Consider the following 21,926-nt stretch of genomic DNA (forward strand, 5'->3'; position numbering starts at 1 on the left):
GTCGGGAACAGAGAATTTTCCGTCATTTGTGTAAAAATTTTTTCGACCATTATTATATGAAAAATGCCGTTCTGATTACCATTGGTGACGAAATCCTTTCCGGAAACACCGTGGATACCAATTCTAATTTTATTGCTGCCGAACTTAAAAATATAGGGATAAAGGTTTCTCAGATCTTTACGATTTCAGATGAAATTGAAACCATCAAAAGTACCATTCAGTCTGCTTTTGAGGTAGGAGATATCATTATTACAACCGGAGGACTGGGACCTACAAGGGATGATAAAACCAAGAAAGCCATCGCAGAATTTTTTAATGACGAAATTGCGCTGGATGAGGTGACATTTAATCATCTGAAAGCGTATATGGAAAGGCGGGGGCGACTGGAAATTCTTGAAAGAAACCGCGAACAGGCTTTTGTTCCGACCAGATCAACGGTTTTTCAGAACCATTATGGAACGGCGCCCTGCACGATGATGGAGGAGAAAGGAAAATTGCTCTTCAGCCTTCCGGGAGTGCCTTACGAGGTAAAACCATTAATTAAAGACCAGATTGTGCCATATTTGCAGGAAAAATTCAGCCTGAATTATATTACCACAAGAATTGTTTCCGTAGTGGGAATTCCCGAAAGCATTTTAGCTGACCTGATAGAAGACTGGGAATTGTCATTACCTGAAAATTTAGCATTGTCTTATCTTCCGGTTGGAACACGTGTAAAACTTCGGCTGACAGCGACCGGGGAAAATGAACCAGCTCTTCAGCAGCAGCTGGAGGAAGAAATCCAAAAACTGCTGCCTTTAATTAAAGACCATGTCATTGCCACTTCCGAAGATAAAATTGAAAAAATTCTTGCCGAAATTTTAACGGAAAGAAAACTGACTATTTCAGTTGCGGAAAGCTGTACGGGAGGAGAATTGGCTAAATTGATTACTTCTGTTTCAGGAAGCTCCAGGTATTTTCTTGGCGGAATGATCGCTTATGCTACGGAAAAAAAGATTGAAATCTTGAAAGTTAAAAAAGAAACGGTGGAAGAGTTCACTGTGGTCAGCGAACAGGTTGCTGCCGAAATGGCAGACGGATGCCAAAAGTTATTTAATACCGACATCGCCGTGTCAACAACCGGAGTGGCAGGCCCGGGAAAAGGAGAGGACGGGAAAGAGGTAGGAACCGTTTTCTATACTATAAAAGTGGGAGAAAACGCTGTTACGTCAAAATTATATATGCCGCATCTGGAAAGGCTGGATTTTATGCATTTCGTGTCGCAGAAAATCATTCAGGATATTGTGGGAATTTTAATTTCCGACAAAAACTGAGCTTTTGAGTCCAAAATTTTATTAATAAAAAATAGTAAAATTTTAAGTAACAAATTTTAAATATAACATACTTATTGTATAAATTGTAATTATAATGAAAAAATTAACGCTTTCTCTACTTTTATTAGGAGGAATTTGTTCACAGATGGTGAACGCTCAGGCGGCAGATAAAGGCCTTGACCTTAGCCTGATGGATAAATCGGTACGTCCTCAGGACGATTTTTACAGCTATGTGAGCGGTACATGGATGAAAACCGCTAAAATTCCTTCCGATAAACCAACTTGGGGAAGTTTCAACAAGCTGGCGGAAGATACGGATAACAACTCAATGACTATTCTGAACTCTCTTTTGAAAGATAAATTTGCAGACGGTACCGAAGGTAAAAAAATTCAGGACCTGTATGCTACCTATATGAATATCCAGAAGAGAAATGCAGACGGAATCAAGCCAATACAGGCAAACATTAAGAAGATCGACGCGATTAAAAATCTTAAAGATCTTCAAAATTATTTAACTTCCGTAACCAAGGAAGGTGAAAACACTTTGTACGGTTGGGGAGTTGATGCAGATCTGAAAGACTCTAAAATGAACGCCGTTTATTTAGGAAATGCATCCCTTGGATTAGGTAGAGATTATTATCAGAAAGTAAATGATAAAAACACGGAAGCTCTTGCAGAATACACAAAATATGTAGCTTCTATGTTGAAAGAATTAGGCTACAAAAATGCTGATGCAGCTGCAAAAAGTATTGTAGACTACGAAAAAAGCATAGCTAAAACTTATCTTACCAACGAGCAGAGCCGTGACAATACGCTACAGTATAATCCAAGAACAATGGCTGAGCTTAAGACATTGGTAAAAGATGTGGATCTTCCTGCTTATCTTAAAGCAGTTGGTGTAAATACAGATAAAGTAATCATCGGAGAAATCGGTTATTATAAAGATTTCGATAAACTGGTAAATGAGAAAAACCTTCCTGTAATCAAAGATTATCTTAAATTCCACATGATCAACGGAAGTGCTTCTTATCTAAGCGAAAAGCTGGGAGATATGAGATTTGCTTTCTATGGTAAATACTTAAGAGGTCAGCAGGAACAGAGAGCATTGAACAAAAGAGGATATGAGCTGATCAACGGGACTTTAGGAGAGGCTTTCGGAAAATTATATGTTGAAAAATATTTCCCTGCAGAGGCTAAAGCTCAAATGGTGGAGCTGATCGATTATCTGAAGAAAAGCTTTGCCGTACACATCAACAATTTAGCATGGATGTCTTCTACTACCAAGGAAAAGGCAATGCAGAAATTAAATAAATTCACGGTAAAAGTTGCTTATCCTGATAAATGGAAAGATTACTCTAAATTAACGATCATTCCTGAATCAAAAGGAGGAAATCTATATTCAAATCTTCAGAACATTACAGAATGGCAGTACAGCAAAGACCTTGCTAAAATCGGGAAACCGGTGGATAAATCAGAGTGGGGAATGACTCCGCAAACGGTGAACGCTTACTACAATCCTGTAAACAACGAGATTGTATTCCCGGCAGCCATTCTTCAGCCGCCTTTCTTTAATCCTAATGCAGATGCAGCGGTGAATTTCGGTGGAATCGGTGCTGTTATCGGTCACGAAATGAGCCACGGATTTGATGACTCGGGAGCACAGTTCGATGCAGACGGAAACCTTGTAGACTGGTGGACTCCGGAAGATAAAGCCAACTTCGAAAAAGCTACGAAAGCGCTTGCCGCACAGTATGATAAATACGAGCCGGTAAAAGGAACTTTCGTAAACGGAACCTTTACAAACGGTGAAAACATCGCCGATTTAGGTGGAGTAAATATCGCCTATGATGCATTGCAAATGTATCTTAAAGACAAAGGAAATCCTGGACCTATCAGTGGTTACACGCAGGATCAGAGATTCTTCCTGAGCTGGGCAACCGTTTGGAGAACATTATCCAGCGAAAAATACATGATCAATCAGGTGAAAACAGACCCACACTCTCCCGGATATTTCAGAAGTTTCGGACCTCTTACCAATGTTGACGCTTTCTACAAAGCATTTGACGTGAAAGAAGGCGACAAACTTTACAAAAAACCGGAAGAAAGAATTAAAATCTGGTAACAGCATTCATCCAAAATAGAAACCGTTCAGCAATGAGCGGTTTTTTTTGTTTTTAGATTTTTTTGGAGCTGTTTCGCGCTTTCCGCACTCGCTATTTTTTAGGTTTCGGCGCGGCAGCGAAGCTGCCGCGCCGAAACCTAAAAAATGAGCTCAGACAAATGCTGCAATCACGGCTAAGATGTCAGTCAATTTTTTCAATATCATAAAGATAGAAATTATCCCTGGTTCAGAAACCCCTCTATTATTTGTTGAGTGAATAGTTTATGCTGATCTTATCAAAATATCTTTACGAACAAAAAAAATCAACGGAAAAATTTTGAAAGAAAAACTTCGTACTCTTTGCATTAAATAGTAAGAATTTGTTGTTTCAGTCAGTCAAACTCAAATAGTAAGAATATAAAATCTTTATTTACAAGCTTTTATCAATTATTATTTATCACTTATCATTTATAATCAAAATTCGTATATTTGATAAGTTTGTGTAAAATCAAAAAATATTTTTAATGAAAAAGCTAAATATCGGAATACTTGCCTTTTCGGGGTTGGTATTTTTAAATTCTTGTGGTACGGCTAAAACTGCAGATGCTCAGAAACCAGAAACTATGAAGGAGGTTGCTGCAGAACCGGTGAAAAAAGAAGAAATAAAAGAAGAGGGGATCAATTTGTCGTATATGGATAAATCGGTTCGTCCGCAGGATGATTTTTTTAGCTATGTAAACGGAAATTGGGTGAAAAGCACTCAGATACCGTCCGACAAAGCGAGTTGGGGGTCTTTTAATGCCCTGAGAGAAAATGTGGATGATGCTTCTTTAGACATTTTAAATACCATCTTATCAGAATCTTATACCGCAGGAACAGAAGGTGAAAAAATACAGAATCTATACGCTTCATTTATGGATACCGGTAAAAGAAATGCTGAAGGACTGGCGCCCATTAAAGGAGATCTGGCTAAAATAGATGCTATAAAAAACCTGAATGACCTTCAGAAATACCTTCTCGAAGCCACAAAACTAGGTGATAATTCTTTCTATGGCTGGAGAGTAGGAGCAGACATGAAGAATTCTAAGATGAATGCCGTGTATCTCGGCGGCCCTGATCTGGGTCTGGGGAGAGACTACTATCAGAAAGTAAACGAAGCCAATACCAAAACACTTGCAGAGTATCAATCATATGTTGGGAAACTGTTCGGGGTTTTAGGCTATAAAAATTCAGAGGCATCTGCAAAAAATGTAGTTGATTTTGAAAAGCAGCTGGCTAATTATTTATTAACCCTGGAACAAAACAGAGATGCAAATCTAAGATACAATCCTAAAAATGTTTCCGAGCTTCCGGCCCTTGTTAAAAACGTAAATCTTCAGAAATATCTTAAAGATGCAGGAGTCAATACAGACAGGGTAATTGTCGCTGAGCTGAAATATTACCAGAATATGGATTCTTTCCTGACTCAGAAAAATCTTCCTTTGGTAAAAGATTATCTGAAATATCATTTAATTAACGGAAATGCCAGCAATTTAGATGAAAATCTGGAACAGATCAGATTTGATTTCTATTCAAAATATCTTCAGGGACAGAAAGAACAGCGCCCTATGAACAAGCGCGGACTTTCTCTTGTAAACGGAGTTCTGGGTGAGGCATTCGGAAAACTGTATGTTGAGAAATATTTCACCCCGGAATCCAAAGCGCAGATGGAAACATATATTGATTATATCTTAAAATCATTTAAGCAGCATATCAATGATATGGACTGGATGTCACCGGCTACAAAAGTAAAAGCCCAGGAAAAATTGTCCAAATTTACAGTCAAAATTGCCTATCCTGACAAATGGAAAGATTATTCCCAACTGAAAGTAGAATCTCCCAAAGGCGGTGCTACTCTTTATTCCAACCTTCAGAAAGTTTCTGCATGGCAGTATCAAAGAAGTCTTGACAAAATCGGGAAACCGGTTGATAAAACAGAATGGGGAATGACTCCTCAAACAGTAAACGCATACTATAACGGTTCCAATAACGAAATCGTTTTCCCTGCAGCAATTCTTCAACCGCCTTTCTATAATCCTAAAGCAGATGCAGCGGTAAACTTCGGGGGAATAGGTGCCGTAATCGGACACGAAATTTCCCACGGATTTGATGACAGCGGTTCCAGATTCGACGGTGACGGAAACCTTAATAACTGGTGGACAGATGAGGACCGAAAAAACTTTGACGCAAAAGTAGCGCAGCTGGCAGCCCAGTACAGTGCTTATGAACCGGTAAAAGGAAGCTTTGTGAATGGTAAGTTTACAAGCGGCGAAAATATCGGGGATCTTGGCGGTGTAGCTGTAGCTTATGATGCTCTTCAGATGTATCTTAAAGATAACGGAAATCCGGGACTCATCAGCGGTTTCACACAGGATCAGCGGTTTTTTATGAGCTGGGCAACGGTTTGGAGAACAAAATCTACGGATCAGTATATGACCAATCAGGTGAAAACAGACCCGCACTCTCCGGGTGTTTTCAGGGCGTTTGGTCCTTTGGTAAACCAAGATGCTTTCATTAAGGCATTTGATGTAAAGCCAGGCGACAAAATGTATAAAGCTCCGGAAGACAGAATAAAAATTTGGTAAACAGCCAAAAATTGTTAGAAAAAGAGAAACGCATCAGAAATGATGCGTTTTTTTATTTATTTTTTCATAGATTAGTGATATCGTAAATGTTGATTTTTGATTAATATTTGTTTATTTAAATTAAATATTAAAGAAAATTCTTAACAAAATTTTGTATGTTACAGTTTTTTTTTAAATTTAAACATTGGATTGGTCAGCTATTTGATGCTGATAAATACGATTCACACCAAAATAAAAAATCTCAAAATAACAATAATATGGCAATGTTTAATTATGGCGTTGGCGGAAACGAAGTAAAAGTGGATGCCAATGAAGCTATTCAGAACATACAGGAGAATAAGTCATTGATTGTGAGCCAGCTTACTACAGACGAGCCTTACATTCCTGAAATTGTAACAGGATTAAAGACTGTGGAAGACGTCTTCAAACATTTTCAGCCTTCTGTAAACGTACAGCACGAAACAGAAGACGGCAATGTAGTCGAAGAAGAATTCCGTTTTCAGAATCTTGCGGACTTTACCCCCAAAAATCTTACCCAGAAATCAGCGTATCTCCAGCAGCTCAGCATGGAGCAGGAGCAGTACAACAAAATCGTACGCCAGCTGAAAACCAACAAAATTCTGCGTAATATGCTGGAAAACGATCAGACAAGAGCTGCGTTTATCGAGGTATTGAAGGAAGTGGCACAGGAACTTGAAAAATAATCTAAAGACTTTACACTAATCATGGATAGTAAATTACAGGCAGCTGAAAACCAACAACAGGAGCAGCAGCAACACGCAGGTCAGCCGAAAGGTAATCCGCTTGCCGAACTCAATAAAATAGGAGGTTTCGGTTTTGTAGAATCCGTTGTAGACGGTATCGCCAATATGAACCCCACCCGAAAAGCAAGGAAAGAAATATTCCTTACCGACAGCAACAAAGAAGAAGAAAGAAAGGAGCTTCTTCAGAAAATAAATCTCTGGGTAAACCTGCTCGAAAGCAATGATTCTGCTGATAAAATGGCTGAAACATGCAAATCAAAGGCGCAGGCAGCGGACCATAGTTTAAGATCCAATCTAAAAAATACACTGGATGCTGTTCGTCAGCTGGAAACCAACTACAGAACGGTAGCTCAGTTCTACAAAAATACCGAGCTTGATAAAGTAGACAATGTAAGTATCGTTAATGCAAGTTTAGACCAGGTTTCCGATCTTGATAATCCTTTATTCATCGATGCTATTGCAGAAGAATTCAAGAATTATTATGACCGTCTCGATCTTCGCGACAACTATTCGATTTTGGCAATTCCGGGATATCTGGGATCCAATAAAGTAATCGAAAAATGGGCGAAAATCTGTAATGAGAACAAAGTCATGATGGTGACTGATTTTGCCAACCTCGACAAACCGGATGATGTTGTAGATCTTTTCCATTCTGCAAATCTTACAGGAGGCGAGCTGCACAGAAGTAATGTGATCATGACCTGTAACTGGCTTGTAGGCCGTGGAAAGGCCGAAGAAGTAGGAGAAGAAGAAAATGTAGAACTTCCGCCTTCAACTTCATTGGCAGGAAAAATCCACAAAACATTGATGTCACAGGTGGCAGCAGGAAAAAAGCACGGAAATATCAATGAAGTGGATGCCGTAAAATTTGAATTGAAAAAGAGCGAGATTTCCCAGCTTGAAAAAATGGGTCTTGTTCCGATGGTCAATGAATACGGAAAAATCATGGCATTCTCCGCAAAAACTCTTTTCACGGGAGATAATATCGGGCTTCAGACTTATTCTGTTGTTCGTGTTTTCGATTATGTAACCAAAGTTTTACTGGATTTCCTGAACAGAAGAGCGTTCGAAAACTGGAATGCCAAAAATGAAGATGATTTGAGAAGACAAATTGTTCAATTCCTGGATAACATCAAAGGTCCGGACAAGCTGATTGAAAAGTTTAAGATCGTTCGTTTTGAGCAGGACAGGGTCAATAAAGACAGGGTTTGGCTGGACATCCGCCTTACGCCGTATTTCCCTACGAAAAGTTTTGTGATCAAATTAGACGGTCATAAAGGAGACGACGGAAATGAATGGGATGCAGAATATTCCCAGGAATAAAATATTATCATAATAAAACCGGTGCTTATACATCGGTTTTTTTCTATCAAATCATTAAAATATTTCATCATGAAAGGCAGATTTTTTTACTTTTTGCCATTAATACTGTTGGTTTTCAGTTGTGAAGAGAAAAAACTTCAGAACGAGCATACTATTGATCTTTTTGCAGATGAAAGACAGGAGGGGAAAGCATATATCATGAAGCCTCAGGAATGTTTTGACGAAAGTGATATGGTTGTTTCTTCAGGTAATGTGAAGTTGATTGATCAGTCGTCAGGGCGTGGAAAATCTATTTTTATTTACAGGGTAACTTCGGGCGAAGTACTGAAGACAACAAGAGATTCGGTGGTGAATTTTCCGGTTCAGTTCCTTTCTAATCAGCGGCTGATGTTTAAAAAAGATTCCATCTCATATATTTATCTCAAAAAGCTTGAGGGCTATCGCTTTATTGCAAAAGAAATGAATCTGAAATATCAATGGCTTAAAGCGGCTCCCGTATATTCAGCGAAACAGGAAAATTAGATTATCTTTGTAATGCAGATTCATACCTGTCAGGTTTTGATACAAGCATCAAAAATGAAGACGAACTTTTGGAAAAAATAGAAAAAACAGATTTTAAGTATATCGGTAATAAATTGCTGGGATGGTACAAAACAAATGCCCGGGACCTTCCGTTCCGTCAGACAAAAGATCCTTACAAAATCTGGATCTGTGAGATTGTTTTTCAGCAGACAAGAATTAACCAGGGGCTGAATCATTACAATAATTTTATTGAAAGATTTCCCGACGTAAAAACGCTTGCAGAAGCTGAAGAAAATGAAGTTTTACTGTACTGGAAAGGGCTTGGATATTATTCTAGAGCAATCAACGTTCATAAGGCGGCACAGCAAATCATGAACGATTATCATGGCGTTTTTCCGCATGAATACGAAGAGATTCTCAAGCTGAAAGGTGTAGGAAAATATACTGCAGCAGCAGTTTCAAGCATCTGTTTCAATGGCAGAATTCCGGCTGTGGACGGTAATTTTTATCGGGTTCTGAGCCGGGTTTTTGCGGATGATTTTGATATTTCCAATTCTGGAGCTTTTAATTATTTTTCTGAGCTGGCTCATTTAATTTTACCCGATAATGTGGGAGATTTTAATCAGGCCATGATGGATCTGGGTTCGGAGATCTGCAAGCCAAGAAATCCATTGTGTGGAGAATGTCCTTTAAATAAAGACTGTATCGCATTTCTTACCCATAAAGTTTCAGATTTTCCCGTTAAAACAAAAAAAGTGAAAGCTTCAGGCCTCGAACTGAAATATTACTTCGTACACAGGAACGGAAAATTTTTAATTCAGCAGAGAAAAGATGATTTTATCTGGAAGAAGCTGTTTGAATTTCCTCCTGAGATTTCTGATGAGCTGGTTCCTTTTATTAAAAGTGTAAAAACAGTACAGCACAAACTGACCCACAAAAACCTCAGTATTGAAATTTATAATATAGAAGTAGATTCGGAAGAAGCCTGGAATAATTTCCTTTCTGAAAATGATTATATCATCAGCGATTACGAAAGTTCACACCAGAAATCTTTCCCGAAACCTCTGGAAAATTATATCGAAAATTATCATACGGCGTACAGGATTTTATAGCTGATTTAAATTCCTGTATTTTATCCTTCTGTAACTATAGCATCCCGGTTTCCGTCTTCTTCTTTTCCTTCTTCAATCATTTCCTCGGCTTCAGCCTTTTCCTCTTTTGAAGCGTGGTCAATGCGTTCTTCCTGTTTTTTCTCCTGAATATGGTCTATAAAAAATTCGCAGTATACAGGAAGGTGATCCGAACCGAAATTTTCAAGGGTTTTCATGTCTTCAATAAAGATTTCTTCACTGTGAAACATCAGGTCGATCGGAAGTCTCAGCAGGCGGTATCTTGCATGAAAAGTTGAAACAAACGAACGCCCGATTCTGGGATCAATCAGGTGGCTTGTTTTTCTGAACAGAATAGAAGATTTCGACCATGCTACATTATTAAAATCTCCTACAACAATAAGGGGCTTTTTAATTTCTCTTACTCTTTTGGCTGTGCACAGTAAATCGCCGTCTCTTTCCTTGGAAGTTTCTTCTTCCGTAGGACTTGGCGGCGGCGGGTGAACTCCGAAAAATACAAACGAAAATCCGTCTTCCGTTTTTAAATGGGCTTCAATACTTGGGATGTCATCGGCCACAAAATAATGTGTCTGCGCACTTTCTACTTTTATTTTTGAATAAAAATGCATTCCGTAGGTGTTTTCCAGCGTTACTTTATGCTGATACGGATACTCTTTTTCTATAGATCTCAGTGCTTTCTCCCAATCACCGTTACTTTCCATGGTCAGGAAGACATCGGGCCGGTATTTTTCTATCAGCTGAATGAAACGGTTATATTCTTTATTAAACTGATAGACATTTGCCGATATAAAACGCAGTTTTTCCGAAGACTGGTTCTTTTGAGTATATTTTCTTACAGGATACAGAGGTGTATACTTGATAAGGATGATGCTGTGATGGATCAGCATAACCAGCAAAAGCCCTTGCGAATACCAGAAATATTGCGGCTTGCCAGCAGCGGTAAAACCGAGAATTAAGGTAAAGAGTATGAATACGGTGATCTGTATTTTACCGAACTCCGGGACCCGGAATATCCAGTGAGAATGTTGAATTTTCGGCAGTATGGTTAGAATCAACAACAATACTGTCAGAATCAGATAGGCTATCCACATATATTAAAATAATTCTATAAATTTAAATTATTTTTTATTATTGCTCAAATCAAATTATCTTTAAAGCATATCTTAACAACAATTAAACCATTCCAAATACATATTTTTTACCATGAATAAAATTTTTGCAGGCGCGTTACTTTTAGGAAGCTTTTGTTTCGGGCAAAATCAGCAGGAAATAGAAAAGCCCGTGAGAACTTTATTTACCGCAATGAAAAACGCAGATGCAGAATTGCTGAAGTCGGTTTTTTCAGAAACAGCCATTCTTCAGACCATTACCAAAGATGGTGTGAAAAATGAAGATATCAATGATTTTATAGCCTCGGTTTCAAAGATGCAGAAAAATGATCTTGATGAAAGATTTACTATTGAAGCGATCCATACCGATGGAGGCCTGGCGAGTGTGTTTACGCCGTACTCTTTTTATTTTAAAGATAAATTTTCTCATTGCGGGGCAAACAGTTTTCAGCTGGTAAAACAGAACGGGGAATGGAAAATCCAGTATTTAATTGATACCAGAAGAAAAGATAACTGTAAGGAAATACAATAAATTTTAAAATGAAAATCCATCATATTGCCATAATCTGTTCAGATTACGAAATTTCAAAAAAATTCTATACGGAAATTTTAGGATTGAACATCGTCCGTGAGGTGTACCGCGAAGAAAGGCAGTCTTTTAAGCTGGATCTTGCCATCGGAGATCATTATGTGATTGAGCTGTTTTCGTTTCCCGATCCTCCTGAAAGGCCTTCACACCCCGAAGCCTGCGGTTTACGGCATCTGGCTTTTTCAGTGGAAAATGTTAATGAAAAACGGGAAGAATTAATACGGAAAGGTGTAAACTGTGAAGAAATCAGGATTGATGAGTTCACCGAAAAAGAATTTTTCTTTACGCAGGATCCGGACCAATTGCCGCTAGAATTCTATGAAATTTAAAAAGTAATATCATGAAAAAATATATTATAATCTTGGGACTGCTAATGGCGGTTCCGTTTACTGCACAAGTTGTAAAGGAGCCCAAAAAACCCGAAGAATGGTCGCGACCGTATGAGCCGTTTCGCATTGCAGGAAATCTTTATTATGTAGGAACTTATGATCTCGCCTCTTATCTTATTGTTACGGATAAAGGAAATATTCTCATTAATACAGGACTGGCAGATTCGTTTCCGATTATCAAAAGTAATATTCAGAGACTGGGTTTCAGGTATAAGGATACCAAAATTTTGCTGCTCACCCAAGCGCATTTCGATCACTTAGGTGCAATGGCAGACATAAAAAGGGAAACGGGAGCGAAATTATACGTTGATGCCGCCGATGCCGAAGTTTTAAGAACCGGAGGTAAAACAGATTATGAAATGGGAAAATATGGCATAACCTTTAAACCGGTTACCCCAGATTATACATTGAAAGACAAAGGTTTAATTCAGCTCGGAAATACTAAACTTACCATGCTTCATCATCCCGGACATACGAAAGGTTCCTGCAGTTTTATATTTGAAACTAAAGATAATAAAAGAAGTTATAAGGTTTTAATTGCCAATATGCCGACCATTATTATTGATAAAAAATTCTCGGAACTTGCTGCTTATCCCAATATTGAAAAAGATTATCAATATACCTTACAGGCAATGAAGAAGCTGGATTTTGATATCTGGGTGGCTTCCCACGCAAGCCAGTTTGATCTCCATGAAAAACGTAAGCCGAAAGATCCTTATAATCCGGGCGCATTTATGAACAAAAAAGAATATTTTGATCAGCTTGATGAGCTGGAGAAAGATTATCTTGAAAAAAAATCAGAAAAGCTTAATGGGCATAACCTGTAAAGAAGCTGATCGCCATGATAACCAGAACGATGGAAGAAATGACTACATAAACGTAGTCTTTTTCTTTTAAATACCCGATCAGTGCAAAAATAATCCTCATTAAAGGGGTAAAGATCAGAAGCAGTATTCCCAGCTGAATGATTGCCATCCCTTCACCTTTGCAGAGTGAATTCCAGAAATGTCCCCAAACTTTTTCCGAGGAACTTCCCATCTCTAAAGACGTATATTTTTTTGGCATTTTAAAACCTTCCGTAAAAAGCTTTACAAAACCGATCAGTGAAGTAATGACGGAAAGAATAACGCCGAGTCTCAATAAATTACCGACAGAACGGTTCAGATCTACATCCGTGAAGTTCTTTTTCATTATCTGAAGCTTTTATTGATACCGTTATACATCATATAAACAGAAAGGATGGTAATGACAATGGCAAAAAATACCTTTAGTTTTTTTGTTTTCGAAACCATCAGTGTTTTTGATCCTATAAAGCTGCCTACCACAACCCCGATCAGAACAGGCGCTACAATCACAGGAACAATTTCTCCCCTCTGGAAATAGATCAAAGCACTGGCAACCGCCGTAACACCGATCATAAAGTTACTCGTGGTGGTAGAAACCTTAAACGGAAGTTTCATCATATTATCCATGGCCAACACTTTCAGGGCTCCCGAGCCGATTCCTAATAATCCGGACATAGCTCCGGCGAACATCATCATTAGAAATCCAGGAACGGTGTTTCTTGCAGAATAACTTTTTACCACACCTTTATCCGGAAAAGTTCCGTACAGTTTCAGCTTCTCCTCAAGGCTTCCTTTAATAATAGGCTCCTGATGGTCAGGTTTTCCTTTTAAATTTAAAATAACCGTTAAAAGAAGAATACTGGCGAAAATAATTCCGATGGTATTGGGATTAAGCATTCCGGATACCAAAGCTCCAACGATAGCGCCCGCTGTTGTGGCAATCTCCAGAAACATTCCGATTCTCATATTGGTGAATCCTTCTTTCACAAAAGCAACTGCTGCACCGGATGAAGTTCCGATCACGGAAATGAGAGAAGCGCCAATGGCATAATGCATAGGAACGCCGAAACCCAGCGTTAATAAAGGAATAATAATGACTCCTCCTCCCAAGCCGGTCAGTGACCCAAGAAGTCCTGCCGAAATTGCTCCAAGGAAGAGAATAATGATTTCTGACATGCTACAAATATAAAACTATTGCGTTAGTCTGCCAAACGTTTAAAAAAGATAAATTTGATGTATTTTTGCGTAAACAAAATTGAATATGAAACTTTTTTATGTCATCCTGGGAGCTACGCCACCCGGCAGAAACATTGAGCAGCACGATGTATTTTTCGGAATTGCCGAGAGCCTGAAAGATCTTGTGGAAGATATGAAAGCTTTCTGGAAAGAAGCAAAAGGAAAAATTCATATCGACTGTTATCAGGAAGTGAAATTTGTAGACGGATACGAAGTGAAGATTGTTGAAAGAGGGCAGGAGACCTCTGGAGAACAGTTGTATTTCATTAATCTCGGAGGCTACAAAAAAGGATTTTTTGAAGAGTTTCATGAGCAGCATCTTGTCGTGGGAACGTCAATGGCAGAAGCTGTAAAAAGAGCAAAAGCAACAGAATTTTACAAAACTATGGGTTTCAAGGGAGCAACCAGCCATATTGATGAAAAACTCGGTGTGGATATCGATGATATTTTCCCGGTAAAGGAAATCCTGCCTTCGGAAATGAAACAGAAATATGCAATATCACTGGTAAAATCGGATGCTGAAAATCAGGAGAATTTTGTGAGCCTGGGTTATCTGAAGATTGATAAAATTCAGTAAAAAATATATTCTTTAAAAAGTTTATTTAAATATTCATTAAAAATAAAATATAACAGAAAAAATAAAAGTAAAAATGAAAATAGGAATTTTAGGTGGCGGGCAGCTTGGAAGAATGCTGATTCAGGAAGCGCTGAAATACGACGATGAATTTTATACACTTGATCCGGCGCCTGATGCACCATGCCACAATATTTCTTACTTTACACAAGGAAATTTCAACGATTATCAAACGGTACTCAATTTTGGTAAAGACAAAGACGTGGTAACCATTGAAATCGAGCATGTGAATGCAGATGCATTGTCCGAACTGGAAAACCAGGGAATAAAAGTAGTTCCGAATTCCAATATCATTAAAACTATTCAGCAGAAAATTCTTCAGAAACAATTTTATAAAGCTCACGATATTCCAAGCCCGGAATTTGAAGTGATGGACGGAAGTTCCGACGAAATAATAATGCCGCTGCCTTTCGTACAAAAAATGAATACAGGCGGTTACGACGGAAAAGGAGTACAAGTGATCCGTACAGCAGAGGATATGAAAAATCTCTGGACACAGGATTCGGTCATTGAGAAACTGGTGGATATCGATAAAGAACTTTCCGTTATTGTTGCAAGAAATGAAAGCGGGGAAACCAAAACCTTTCCTGTAACGGAAATGGTGGCAGACCCCAAACTGAATCTGCTGGATTTCAATATCTGTCCGGTTTTATTATCAGAGGAAATTGAAGAACAGATCAATTCCATCACCGAAAAATTTCTTAATGCCATCAATTCTCCAGGACTTTTCGCTATTGAACTATTTTTGGATAAAGAAGGAAAAGTATGGGTAAATGAAACGGCGCCAAGACTTCATAATTCAGGTCATCAAAGCCAGGAAGGAAACGCCAATTCGCAGTTTGAGCAAATGTACCGTGTTGTGAAAAATTTACCCTTGGCCGATACTGATGCCATTATTTACAGCGGAATGCTCAATCTTGTAGGGACAGAGGGCTACTCCGGAAAAGTAGTATACGAAGGAATGGAGAATGTCTTAAGACTTCCTGAAACATACATCCACCTGTACGGAAAAACAGAAACCAAACCAGGAAGAAAAATGGGACACATCAATGTTCTGGCGGAATCCAGAGAGGAACTGATGGAAAAGCTGGTGATGGTAAAAGGAATGGTAAAGGTGATTGCAGAGTAACCAACTAAGCCCTGACAGAGTTCCAAACTCTGTCAGGGCTTCGCAGCATTTTATTTAAAAATTTTCTTAATCACATTCCCGATTTCCATAAAATCATCACTGTTTCCCACGGATCTTTTTTCAGAATTATTTTTATCGTATTCAGAATAAGGGAAAATTAACAAATAATTTTTATCAGGCAGACTTTTGTTGAGCAGTTCCGGGATGAGTCTCATTCTTGGAATGTAGGAATGCATTCCGCGTTTTGCCATAAAAAGGATCAGTGCCTCATCATCTTTCAGCTGGGAAGCGGTTTCTTCGCCGTCTTTCCAGGTTTTCATAATGATAAATTCGGCTTCGATATTAGCTTTCTTAATAATTCGCTGAAGGATATTCAGAATATTTTCATCGGCATAAAAAACAACCGTAGCGCCTGAATTTCTGGCAATGTTCCATACCCTTAAAAGCGCATGGAAAAATCCGGCTTCCTTGTGCGCATTTTCAGGAATCATGACGGCGTATTTCTTAATGGTTGATAAAGGTTGTGCAGCGTGGTAGACAAGCACATTGACGTCGTCGTTTTGAAGATAGCCGTTGTAAAGGTTATACACAAAAGCGGGAGAGAAGCCTTTTTCATCTTCCAACCCGATAATAAGATCTGTAATATTCTGTTCTTTGATAACATTATTAATTCCGTTCACCACATCATTATCATATCTTTTTAATGACTGCATTTTCACATCTGCTGCGGCTGCAGTATCCGTGGCCTGATGAAGAAGTTTCTCGGCGTTTTTTACTGAAGATTCATTTTTATCTTCATTAATAACATTTAAAGCAAACAGATCTTCCGTATTAGAATGTGCCTTGATCATAATGCCCAGGTTCACCATTCTTTCCACTGTTGCTTCATAATTTAAGGCTAAAAGAATATTTTCTTCTTCATGGTTTTTACCGGAAACCGTGTCTTCATTATCCTGTTCCGCAATCTTTTGCGCACTCGACATGGAAATAAAAGATGAAATCGTACAGGAAATAAGAATCAGAAGAATACTGCCGTTCAGAACATGTTCATTGAGTAAACGAATAGGTTCGCCGGTCTCAGTTTCAGAAAGGATTATATTGTAACCTACCATTACCGTCGCCAGAGTGGCCGCAGCAGATGCGGAGCTGAGTCCGAATATAAGTCTGCCTTCGTCTCTAGTAAACCTGAATGTTTTCTGCGCTATAATTGATGAAATATATTTTCCGCCAATAGATGCTACAAGCATAATGGAAGCGACCTTTAATGTTTCAAAACTGCTGAAGAAAACTTTAAAATCAATCAACATTCCGACACTGATCAGGAAAAACGGAATGAAGATCGCATTTCCCACAAATTCTACACGGTTCATCAGTGATGAGGTGTGCGGAATGAGCCTGTTTAAAGCCAGACCGGCAAAGAAAGCCCCGATAATCGCTTCCACACCGGCTAGCTCTGCTAAAACTGCGGCAAAGTAAATCATTACCAAAACAAAGATATACTGTGATATTTTATCATTAATTTTTTTAAAAAACCAACGTCCTATCAATGGAAAAATCATTAATACAATAAGCGCAAAAACAATAAAAGAAACCGATAGTTTTACCCAGAAAGAAACACCGACATCGCCCTGAACCATTCCTACAACTATGGCAAGAACAAGTAATGTGGCTACATCCGTTATCATGGTTCCGCCTACTGTAATATTAACGGCCTGATTCTTCGCCAGTCCCAGTTTACTAACTAGTGGGTAAGTAATTAGGGTTTGTGAAGAAAAAAGACTGGCAAAAAGTACAGAAGTGAGTACAGAAAAATCAAGTAGATAATAAGATCCTAAATAACCTAATATAAAAGGAAATATAAATGCATATCCGCCATATCCAAGGCTTTTCCATTTGTTTTTTTTGAAATCGCCCATATCAATTTCCAGGCCTGCAAGAAACATGATATACAGAAGTCCTGTGGTTCCGGTAACGACAATACTGCTGTCTCTTGCCAGGATATTGAATCCGTTAGGTCCTATTACAGCTCCGGCGATAATGAGCCCAAGCAGATGCGGAACCTTTATTTTGTTCAGCAGCAGGGGAGCGGCCAGAATGATAATCAGTACCAGCAGAAACTTCAGAACGGGGTCTTCAATAGGAAAACTCAGGTTATGTATACTCAATAAATTCATAAGTGTTTATTTGGTTGAACGGATAAGTTCTACAGAGAATTTTGCCATACAGTTGTCTATGGTAATGGTTCTTGTTCCTCTGATTTTACTTGGTGAAATCTCATTAAGCAAGACATTCATTTCCACCTTTTTTTTTGCAGTTGAATCTGTTTTATAATTAAGTTTTATCTCATTGTTTTCAAATTTCCCGGAATAAGTTCTTACAAGATTGTTATTGTTGATGATTTTTGTTGAAAGCTGTAAAGAATCACTGTCGAATTCCCAGGTGTCGGTACGCTGGTCACCCACGACGTAATCATTGCAGTTGGATTCTGTACAGATTACTTTTCCTGTCCATAGACCGGCCACTTCTTCCGGCCAGACTGCAATTTTCACCGAATCTTTTTTTGAGAAAATACTGTCTCTCATTTTTAATAATGCCTGATATTCAGATTCTTTCTGTGCGAATAGCTTTTCTTTTTCCAGCAACTGTTTTTCTCTCATCATAAGATCAGTTTCCTTTTTTTTATCGTTGCATGCAATTAAAAGAAATGAAATGGTAATGATAATAAATAGTACGTTTTTAAGCATATTGTAATTTTGGATTAAACAATATAATAAAAAATGAGGCAAATAAGAAATTATACGGGCTTAAAATCCTCCTCCGGATGCACAGCATGAGCTTAATTTATTAGATTTTGTGTCTTTTAAACATCTCACGGTTGTAATTGATGACAAAAACGCCGAGAATAATCAGAAGAGCAGCAATGATAAATTTTGCAGAAATATCTTCATCAAGAATCAGCCAGCTTAAGAATATGGAAATAATAGTATTCACATACGCCAAAATGGAAACCTGAACCGGGGAAACTCTCGTTAAGGCATAATGATAGGCAAAAAATGCAGCTACAGAACCGAATAATGATAAATATAACATGGCAGAAACACTTTTCGCCGACCAGTTTCCGAAATTATAATCTTCCGTAAACAAAAAAGCAAAAATGATCTGAATGATTCCCGCAAAGGCAAACTGATAAAACAGGTTTAATGAAATATTTTTACTCTGAATATTCATTTTTTTTGTGAAAATAGTTCCGGAAGCCCATCCGAAAATCCCGCAAAAGAGGAGTAATATGCCGAATCTGTAATCGGGATTAGCCAGATCATGGATGCCATTCCAGAAGATGAATGTTATCCCTCCGAAACATAATAAAACACCAATTAGTGCACGGATCGTGAATTTCTGTAAACCTAATCCCACGCTTCCGAGGAAAACGATAATAGGCGAAGTGGCACTGATCAATGAGGTAAGGCTGCTGGTAAGCGTTTCTTCAGCTACAGTTGTTAATCCGTTGGCAATAATCAGCATTAATGAAGAAAATACGAGCTGATACCCCAGATTTTTCCATCCGATCCATTGAAACTGCCCTTTGTACAAAAGAATCATAAGCATAATAAGGGAAGCGAGAAACTGACGGATTCCCGCTACAAACCAAGCAGGAATTGTTTCTACGGCAACCCTGATGGATAAAAATGTGGTTCCCCAGACAATAGCAACAGTAAGAATAGCAAGCGTAAGTTTATAATCTTTCAAAATGGCGGTATATGGTTAACAAAAATACTTAATTTAAACTGGCTGTAGTCTAAAGCCGGTGTATACGCCATGGATGAGAACAACTTTTGCGCCTTTTTGCATGTCGCTTATTAATTTTTTATCTTTGGGCATCTAATAAACAGAAGAATGGTAGGAATTATTATGGGAAGTCAGAGCGACTTGCCGATCATGGAACAGGCTGCAAACTTTTTAAAGTCTCTTGATATTCCGTATGAATTGACGGTGGTTTCCGCGCACAGAACGCCGGAAAGAATGTTTGATTATGCCAAAACGGCTAAAGAAAGAGGTCTGAAAGTAATCGTGGCCGGAGCAGGCGGTGCCGCACATCTTCCGGGAATGGTGGCTAGCTGTACCACGTTACCTGTAATCGGGGTTCCTATTTTGTCAAGCAATTCTATCGACGGATGGGATTCTGTCTTGTCAATTCTCCAGATGCCGGGCGGAATTCCCGTAGCAACCGTAGCGCTAAACGGTGCCTTGAATGCCGGAATTTTAGCGGCTAAAATTATAGGCAGTGCAGATGAACTGATAGCTGAAAATCTTCAGAAATATCAGAATTCCCTGAAAGATAAGGTTTTGGGAACTGTTGATGATATTAAAACACAGCATCCTAATCATTTCGATCAGTAGTATGATACTACATAAAAAGTTTCGCGGCTCACGATTTTCGTGAGCTGCGAAACTTTTTATTGTTTGATGAATTTAAAGTTTTTACTTTCATCCTTCACGAGAAGCTTCAGAATATAATTTCCGGATTCTAACCGTTGTATATTAATTTTTCCGGCACTTATAGTTCCTTTTTCAATGATTCTTCCACTCATGTCGATAATCATAAAATATGCTCCCCCGGAATTTTCCACGTAAATAAAATCAGTGGCAGGATTGGGATATATAGATATTGCGTTTTTCGTTTTTACATCCGAAGTTCCCAGGAAAGACTGGCATTCGCCGTCGTAAGTGTCTCCTGCAATTGTCCAGTTTTTAGTCGTTATCAATTGGTTTCTTGCGTTTACAGCAGCCGGATGTGAGTATGTAAGGGGTGATGCGGAGGCAAGATTGATATTATTCGGTGTTGACGGACTGATGCTCCAGCCCAATAATGTACTGTCGTAATTCTGACAATTCAGACCTGAATTTAAAAACATTCCATTAGCATACATTAAAGATGCGAGTTGCCACTCTCCAAGATTCTGGTTAAATTTCACGGCATCTGTAAACATATTGCTCATATTTTTAACATGGTTTACATTCCAGCTACCGATATTCTGATTGAAATTCTGAGTATTTCTAAACATATTATGCATATACTGTACACTGCTTACATCCCAGGCTGATAGGTCAGCATTGAAATTTTGGGCGCCGTTAAACATGTCACTCATCGATTCGACATTACTGACTTCCCAATTCCCTATATTCTGATTAAAAGCCAACGCATTGGCAAACATTCCTTCCATGATCGTGACGTTTCCTGTATTCCAGTTGCTGATATCCTGATTAAAAGCCTTTGCATTGCTGAACATCCTGTCCATTTCAATTGCTTTTGAGGTATTCCAGTTCCCGATCGGCTGATTAAATTTGTGAGCGTTTGAAAACATAAATTCGAAGTCAAGGTTTTTGGAAGTGTCCCAGTTTCCGATAGGTTGGTTGAATTCCCGGGCATTGTTGAACATAGCCGTCATACTTTCAACTTTAGAGGTGTTCCAATTTGCCAATGGCTGATTAAAAACCTGGGCCATTAAGAAAGTGGTTGCCATGATCGTCACATTTGATGTGTTCCAGCTTCCTACAGGCTGATTAAAAAGATAACATCCCGAAAATGTATCTAACAGGGTAGTGACGCTGGAGATATCCCATGCATCGATAGTTGGATTTCCCACGAAAGAATAGCATCCGGCAAACATAAATGACATATCTGTTACGTCCGAAAGATCGGGGATATCAGTCGCGGTTACATCTAAAAATTTACACATATGAAATGCCTGTTCCATAGATGACCAGCTGATATTTCCCCATTGTTCAACTTTCAATATTTTATGAACGTCCCCTACAATTCCATCGAAACTAAACATGTCCCAATCCGAAAATCTTATCTGATGAAAATTGCCGTTTCCATTGCTTACTTTTACTCTGTAAGTTGCTTCTGCCGGGATGGGATTTAATGAGGTTCCGAAGTCGATCAGGATCTGATAATTTGAACTTACATTAGAAAGCGTGGCATTATGAGAGGGATAGCCTATTTCTTCCCAATATATCTGATAGTTTGTACCTCTTCCCGGAAACCATATTTGGTTGTTATTTGAATTTACAGAAATTCCGGCATAGGCCATTGTATGGGCCTTACCTGGCTTCCAGATCGTAATAAATTCATTTTGTGCTTCTACGGTCTGACAGAAAATTAGACATAAAAAAGTAACGATATATCTTAACATAAGTAATATTCAGTGTTTTTT

20 protein-coding genes are annotated in these 21,926 nt (G+C 38.5%); 13 read left to right on the forward strand and 7 right to left on the reverse strand.

Features of this window, described 5'->3' with window-relative positions:
- Window positions 1-56: 56 nt before the first annotated feature.
- From ACYT6F_RS11005 to mutY, 7 genes are all read left to right on the forward strand, one after another.
- A complete protein-coding gene (locus ACYT6F_RS11005) occupies window positions 57-1,313 on the forward strand; it encodes a CinA family nicotinamide mononucleotide deamidase-related protein (protein WP_472597723.1) in 1,257 nt (418 codons plus the stop codon).
- 94 nt (window positions 1,314-1,407) lie between these two features.
- Window positions 1,408-3,435, forward strand: coding sequence for a M13 family metallopeptidase (locus tag ACYT6F_RS11010; protein ID WP_472597724.1), 2,028 nt, complete (start codon window positions 1,408-1,410; stop codon window positions 3,433-3,435).
- Between the two features lie 503 nt (window positions 3,436-3,938).
- Complete coding sequence (locus ACYT6F_RS11015; RefSeq protein WP_472597725.1) at window positions 3,939-6,038, forward strand: M13 family metallopeptidase; 2,100 nt, start codon at window positions 3,939-3,941, stop codon at window positions 6,036-6,038.
- A 257-nt stretch (window positions 6,039-6,295) separates the two neighbouring features.
- On the forward strand, window positions 6,296-6,742 hold the full coding sequence (locus ACYT6F_RS11020) for a hypothetical protein (protein ID WP_472597726.1): 447 nt from the start codon (window positions 6,296-6,298) through the stop codon (window positions 6,740-6,742).
- Between the two features lie 21 nt (window positions 6,743-6,763).
- Window positions 6,764-8,125, forward strand: coding sequence for a DUF5458 family protein (locus ACYT6F_RS11025; protein ID WP_472597727.1), 1,362 nt, complete (start codon window positions 6,764-6,766; stop codon window positions 8,123-8,125).
- Window positions 8,126-8,194: 69 nt separating this feature from the next.
- Complete coding sequence (locus tag ACYT6F_RS11030; protein WP_472597728.1) at window positions 8,195-8,647, forward strand: hypothetical protein; 453 nt, start codon at window positions 8,195-8,197, stop codon at window positions 8,645-8,647.
- Between the two features lie 68 nt (window positions 8,648-8,715).
- Entirely contained in the window at window positions 8,716-9,759 is a 1,044-nt protein-coding gene (mutY, locus tag ACYT6F_RS11035; protein ID WP_472597729.1) for an A/G-specific adenine glycosylase, read from the forward strand.
- A gap of 20 nt (window positions 9,760-9,779) precedes the next feature.
- On the opposite strand, the gene ACYT6F_RS11040 is transcribed toward mutY, so the two are convergent.
- Complete coding sequence (locus ACYT6F_RS11040; protein WP_472597730.1) at window positions 9,780-10,868, reverse strand: endonuclease/exonuclease/phosphatase family protein; 1,089 nt, start codon at window positions 10,866-10,868, stop codon at window positions 9,780-9,782.
- Window positions 10,869-10,980: 112 nt separating this feature from the next.
- On the opposite strand from ACYT6F_RS11040, the gene ACYT6F_RS11045 reads away from it, so the two are divergent.
- From ACYT6F_RS11045 to bla, 3 genes are read left to right on the forward strand one after another with little or no spacing between them, the layout of a single operon-like run.
- Window positions 10,981-11,418 (forward strand): nuclear transport factor 2 family protein, encoded by a 438-nt coding sequence (locus tag ACYT6F_RS11045; protein ID WP_472597731.1) that lies wholly within the window; start codon window positions 10,981-10,983, stop codon window positions 11,416-11,418.
- Between the two features lie 8 nt (window positions 11,419-11,426).
- Entirely contained in the window at window positions 11,427-11,804 is a 378-nt protein-coding gene (gene gloA2, locus ACYT6F_RS11050; protein WP_472597732.1) for an SMU1112c/YaeR family gloxylase I-like metalloprotein, read from the forward strand.
- 11 nt (window positions 11,805-11,815) lie between these two features.
- A complete protein-coding gene (gene bla, locus ACYT6F_RS11055; RefSeq protein WP_472597733.1) occupies window positions 11,816-12,691 on the forward strand; it encodes a subclass B3 metallo-beta-lactamase in 876 nt (291 codons plus the stop codon).
- On the opposite strand, the gene ACYT6F_RS11060 is transcribed toward bla, so the two are convergent.
- Entirely contained in the window at window positions 12,672-13,055 is a 384-nt protein-coding gene (locus ACYT6F_RS11060; RefSeq protein WP_472597734.1) for a DUF1634 domain-containing protein, read from the reverse strand. The two genes, bla and ACYT6F_RS11060, sit on opposite strands and share 20 nt — an antisense overlap.
- A complete protein-coding gene (locus ACYT6F_RS11065) occupies window positions 13,055-13,885 on the reverse strand; it encodes a sulfite exporter TauE/SafE family protein (protein ID WP_169232673.1) in 831 nt (276 codons plus the stop codon). The genes ACYT6F_RS11060 and ACYT6F_RS11065 overlap by 1 nt, the downstream gene beginning before the upstream one ends.
- Before the next feature lie 85 nt (window positions 13,886-13,970).
- On the opposite strand from ACYT6F_RS11065, the gene ACYT6F_RS11070 reads away from it, so the two are divergent.
- Window positions 13,971-14,522 (forward strand): DUF1543 domain-containing protein, encoded by a 552-nt coding sequence (locus tag ACYT6F_RS11070; protein ID WP_472597735.1) that lies wholly within the window; start codon window positions 13,971-13,973, stop codon window positions 14,520-14,522.
- Between the two features lie 73 nt (window positions 14,523-14,595).
- Entirely contained in the window at window positions 14,596-15,708 is a 1,113-nt protein-coding gene (locus tag ACYT6F_RS11075; RefSeq protein WP_472597736.1) for a 5-(carboxyamino)imidazole ribonucleotide synthase, read from the forward strand.
- 50 nt (window positions 15,709-15,758) lie between these two features.
- Here the strand turns inward: ACYT6F_RS11075 and ACYT6F_RS11080 are convergent, their stop codons facing one another.
- From ACYT6F_RS11080 to ACYT6F_RS11090, 3 genes are all read right to left on the reverse strand, one after another.
- A complete protein-coding gene (locus tag ACYT6F_RS11080) occupies window positions 15,759-17,882 on the reverse strand; it encodes a cation:proton antiporter (RefSeq protein WP_472597737.1) in 2,124 nt (707 codons plus the stop codon).
- A gap of 6 nt (window positions 17,883-17,888) precedes the next feature.
- Window positions 17,889-18,452, reverse strand: a complete 564-nt coding sequence (locus ACYT6F_RS11085; RefSeq protein ID WP_472597738.1) for a hypothetical protein — start codon at window positions 18,450-18,452, stop codon at window positions 17,889-17,891.
- Between the two features lie 100 nt (window positions 18,453-18,552).
- Window positions 18,553-19,455, reverse strand: a complete 903-nt coding sequence (locus tag ACYT6F_RS11090; protein WP_472597739.1) for a DMT family transporter — start codon at window positions 19,453-19,455, stop codon at window positions 18,553-18,555.
- A 147-nt stretch (window positions 19,456-19,602) separates the two neighbouring features.
- Here ACYT6F_RS11090 and purE point away from each other — a divergent pair, with 147 nt between their 5' ends.
- The gene (gene purE, locus ACYT6F_RS11095; protein ID WP_472597740.1) at window positions 19,603-20,106 is read left to right on the forward strand and encodes a 5-(carboxyamino)imidazole ribonucleotide mutase; all 504 of its coding nucleotides are present in this window, start codon (window positions 19,603-19,605) and stop codon (window positions 20,104-20,106) included.
- 56 nt (window positions 20,107-20,162) lie between these two features.
- Here the strand turns inward: purE and ACYT6F_RS11100 are convergent, their stop codons facing one another.
- Complete coding sequence (locus ACYT6F_RS11100; protein WP_472597741.1) at window positions 20,163-21,905, reverse strand: BspA family leucine-rich repeat surface protein; 1,743 nt, start codon at window positions 21,903-21,905, stop codon at window positions 20,163-20,165.
- Between the last annotated feature and the right edge of the window lie 21 nt (window positions 21,906-21,926).

The organism is Chryseobacterium sp. NG-CE01 (assembly GCF_055695505.1).

Coding starts and splice junctions, on each gene's coding strand:
- ACYT6F_RS11005 (WP_472597723.1), top strand. CDS start 57: ATGAAAAATGCCGTTCTGATTACCATTGGTGACGAAATCCTTTCCGGA.
- ACYT6F_RS11010 (WP_472597724.1), top strand. CDS start 1,408: ATGAAAAAATTAACGCTTTCTCTACTTTTATTAGGAGGAATTTGTTCA.
- ACYT6F_RS11015 (WP_472597725.1), top strand. CDS start 3,939: ATGAAAAAGCTAAATATCGGAATACTTGCCTTTTCGGGGTTGGTATTT.
- ACYT6F_RS11020 (WP_472597726.1), top strand. CDS start 6,296: ATGGCAATGTTTAATTATGGCGTTGGCGGAAACGAAGTAAAAGTGGAT.
- ACYT6F_RS11025 (WP_472597727.1), top strand. CDS start 6,764: ATGGATAGTAAATTACAGGCAGCTGAAAACCAACAACAGGAGCAGCAG.
- ACYT6F_RS11030 (WP_472597728.1), top strand. CDS start 8,195: ATGAAAGGCAGATTTTTTTACTTTTTGCCATTAATACTGTTGGTTTTC.
- ACYT6F_RS11040 (WP_472597730.1), bottom strand. CDS start 10,868: ATGTGGATAGCCTATCTGATTCTGACAGTATTGTTGTTGATTCTAACC.
- ACYT6F_RS11045 (WP_472597731.1), top strand. CDS start 10,981: ATGAATAAAATTTTTGCAGGCGCGTTACTTTTAGGAAGCTTTTGTTTC.
- gloA2 (WP_472597732.1), top strand. CDS start 11,427: ATGAAAATCCATCATATTGCCATAATCTGTTCAGATTACGAAATTTCA.
- bla (WP_472597733.1), top strand. CDS start 11,816: ATGAAAAAATATATTATAATCTTGGGACTGCTAATGGCGGTTCCGTTT.
- ACYT6F_RS11060 (WP_472597734.1), bottom strand. CDS start 13,055: ATGAAAAAGAACTTCACGGATGTAGATCTGAACCGTTCTGTCGGTAAT.
- ACYT6F_RS11065 (WP_169232673.1), bottom strand. CDS start 13,885: ATGTCAGAAATCATTATTCTCTTCCTTGGAGCAATTTCGGCAGGACTT.
- ACYT6F_RS11070 (WP_472597735.1), top strand. CDS start 13,971: ATGAAACTTTTTTATGTCATCCTGGGAGCTACGCCACCCGGCAGAAAC.
- ACYT6F_RS11075 (WP_472597736.1), top strand. CDS start 14,596: ATGAAAATAGGAATTTTAGGTGGCGGGCAGCTTGGAAGAATGCTGATT.
- ACYT6F_RS11080 (WP_472597737.1), bottom strand. CDS start 17,882: ATGAATTTATTGAGTATACATAACCTGAGTTTTCCTATTGAAGACCCC.
- ACYT6F_RS11085 (WP_472597738.1), bottom strand. CDS start 18,452: ATGCTTAAAAACGTACTATTTATTATCATTACCATTTCATTTCTTTTA.
- purE (WP_472597740.1), top strand. CDS start 19,603: ATGGTAGGAATTATTATGGGAAGTCAGAGCGACTTGCCGATCATGGAA.
- ACYT6F_RS11100 (WP_472597741.1), bottom strand. CDS start 21,905: ATGTTAAGATATATCGTTACTTTTTTATGTCTAATTTTCTGTCAGACC.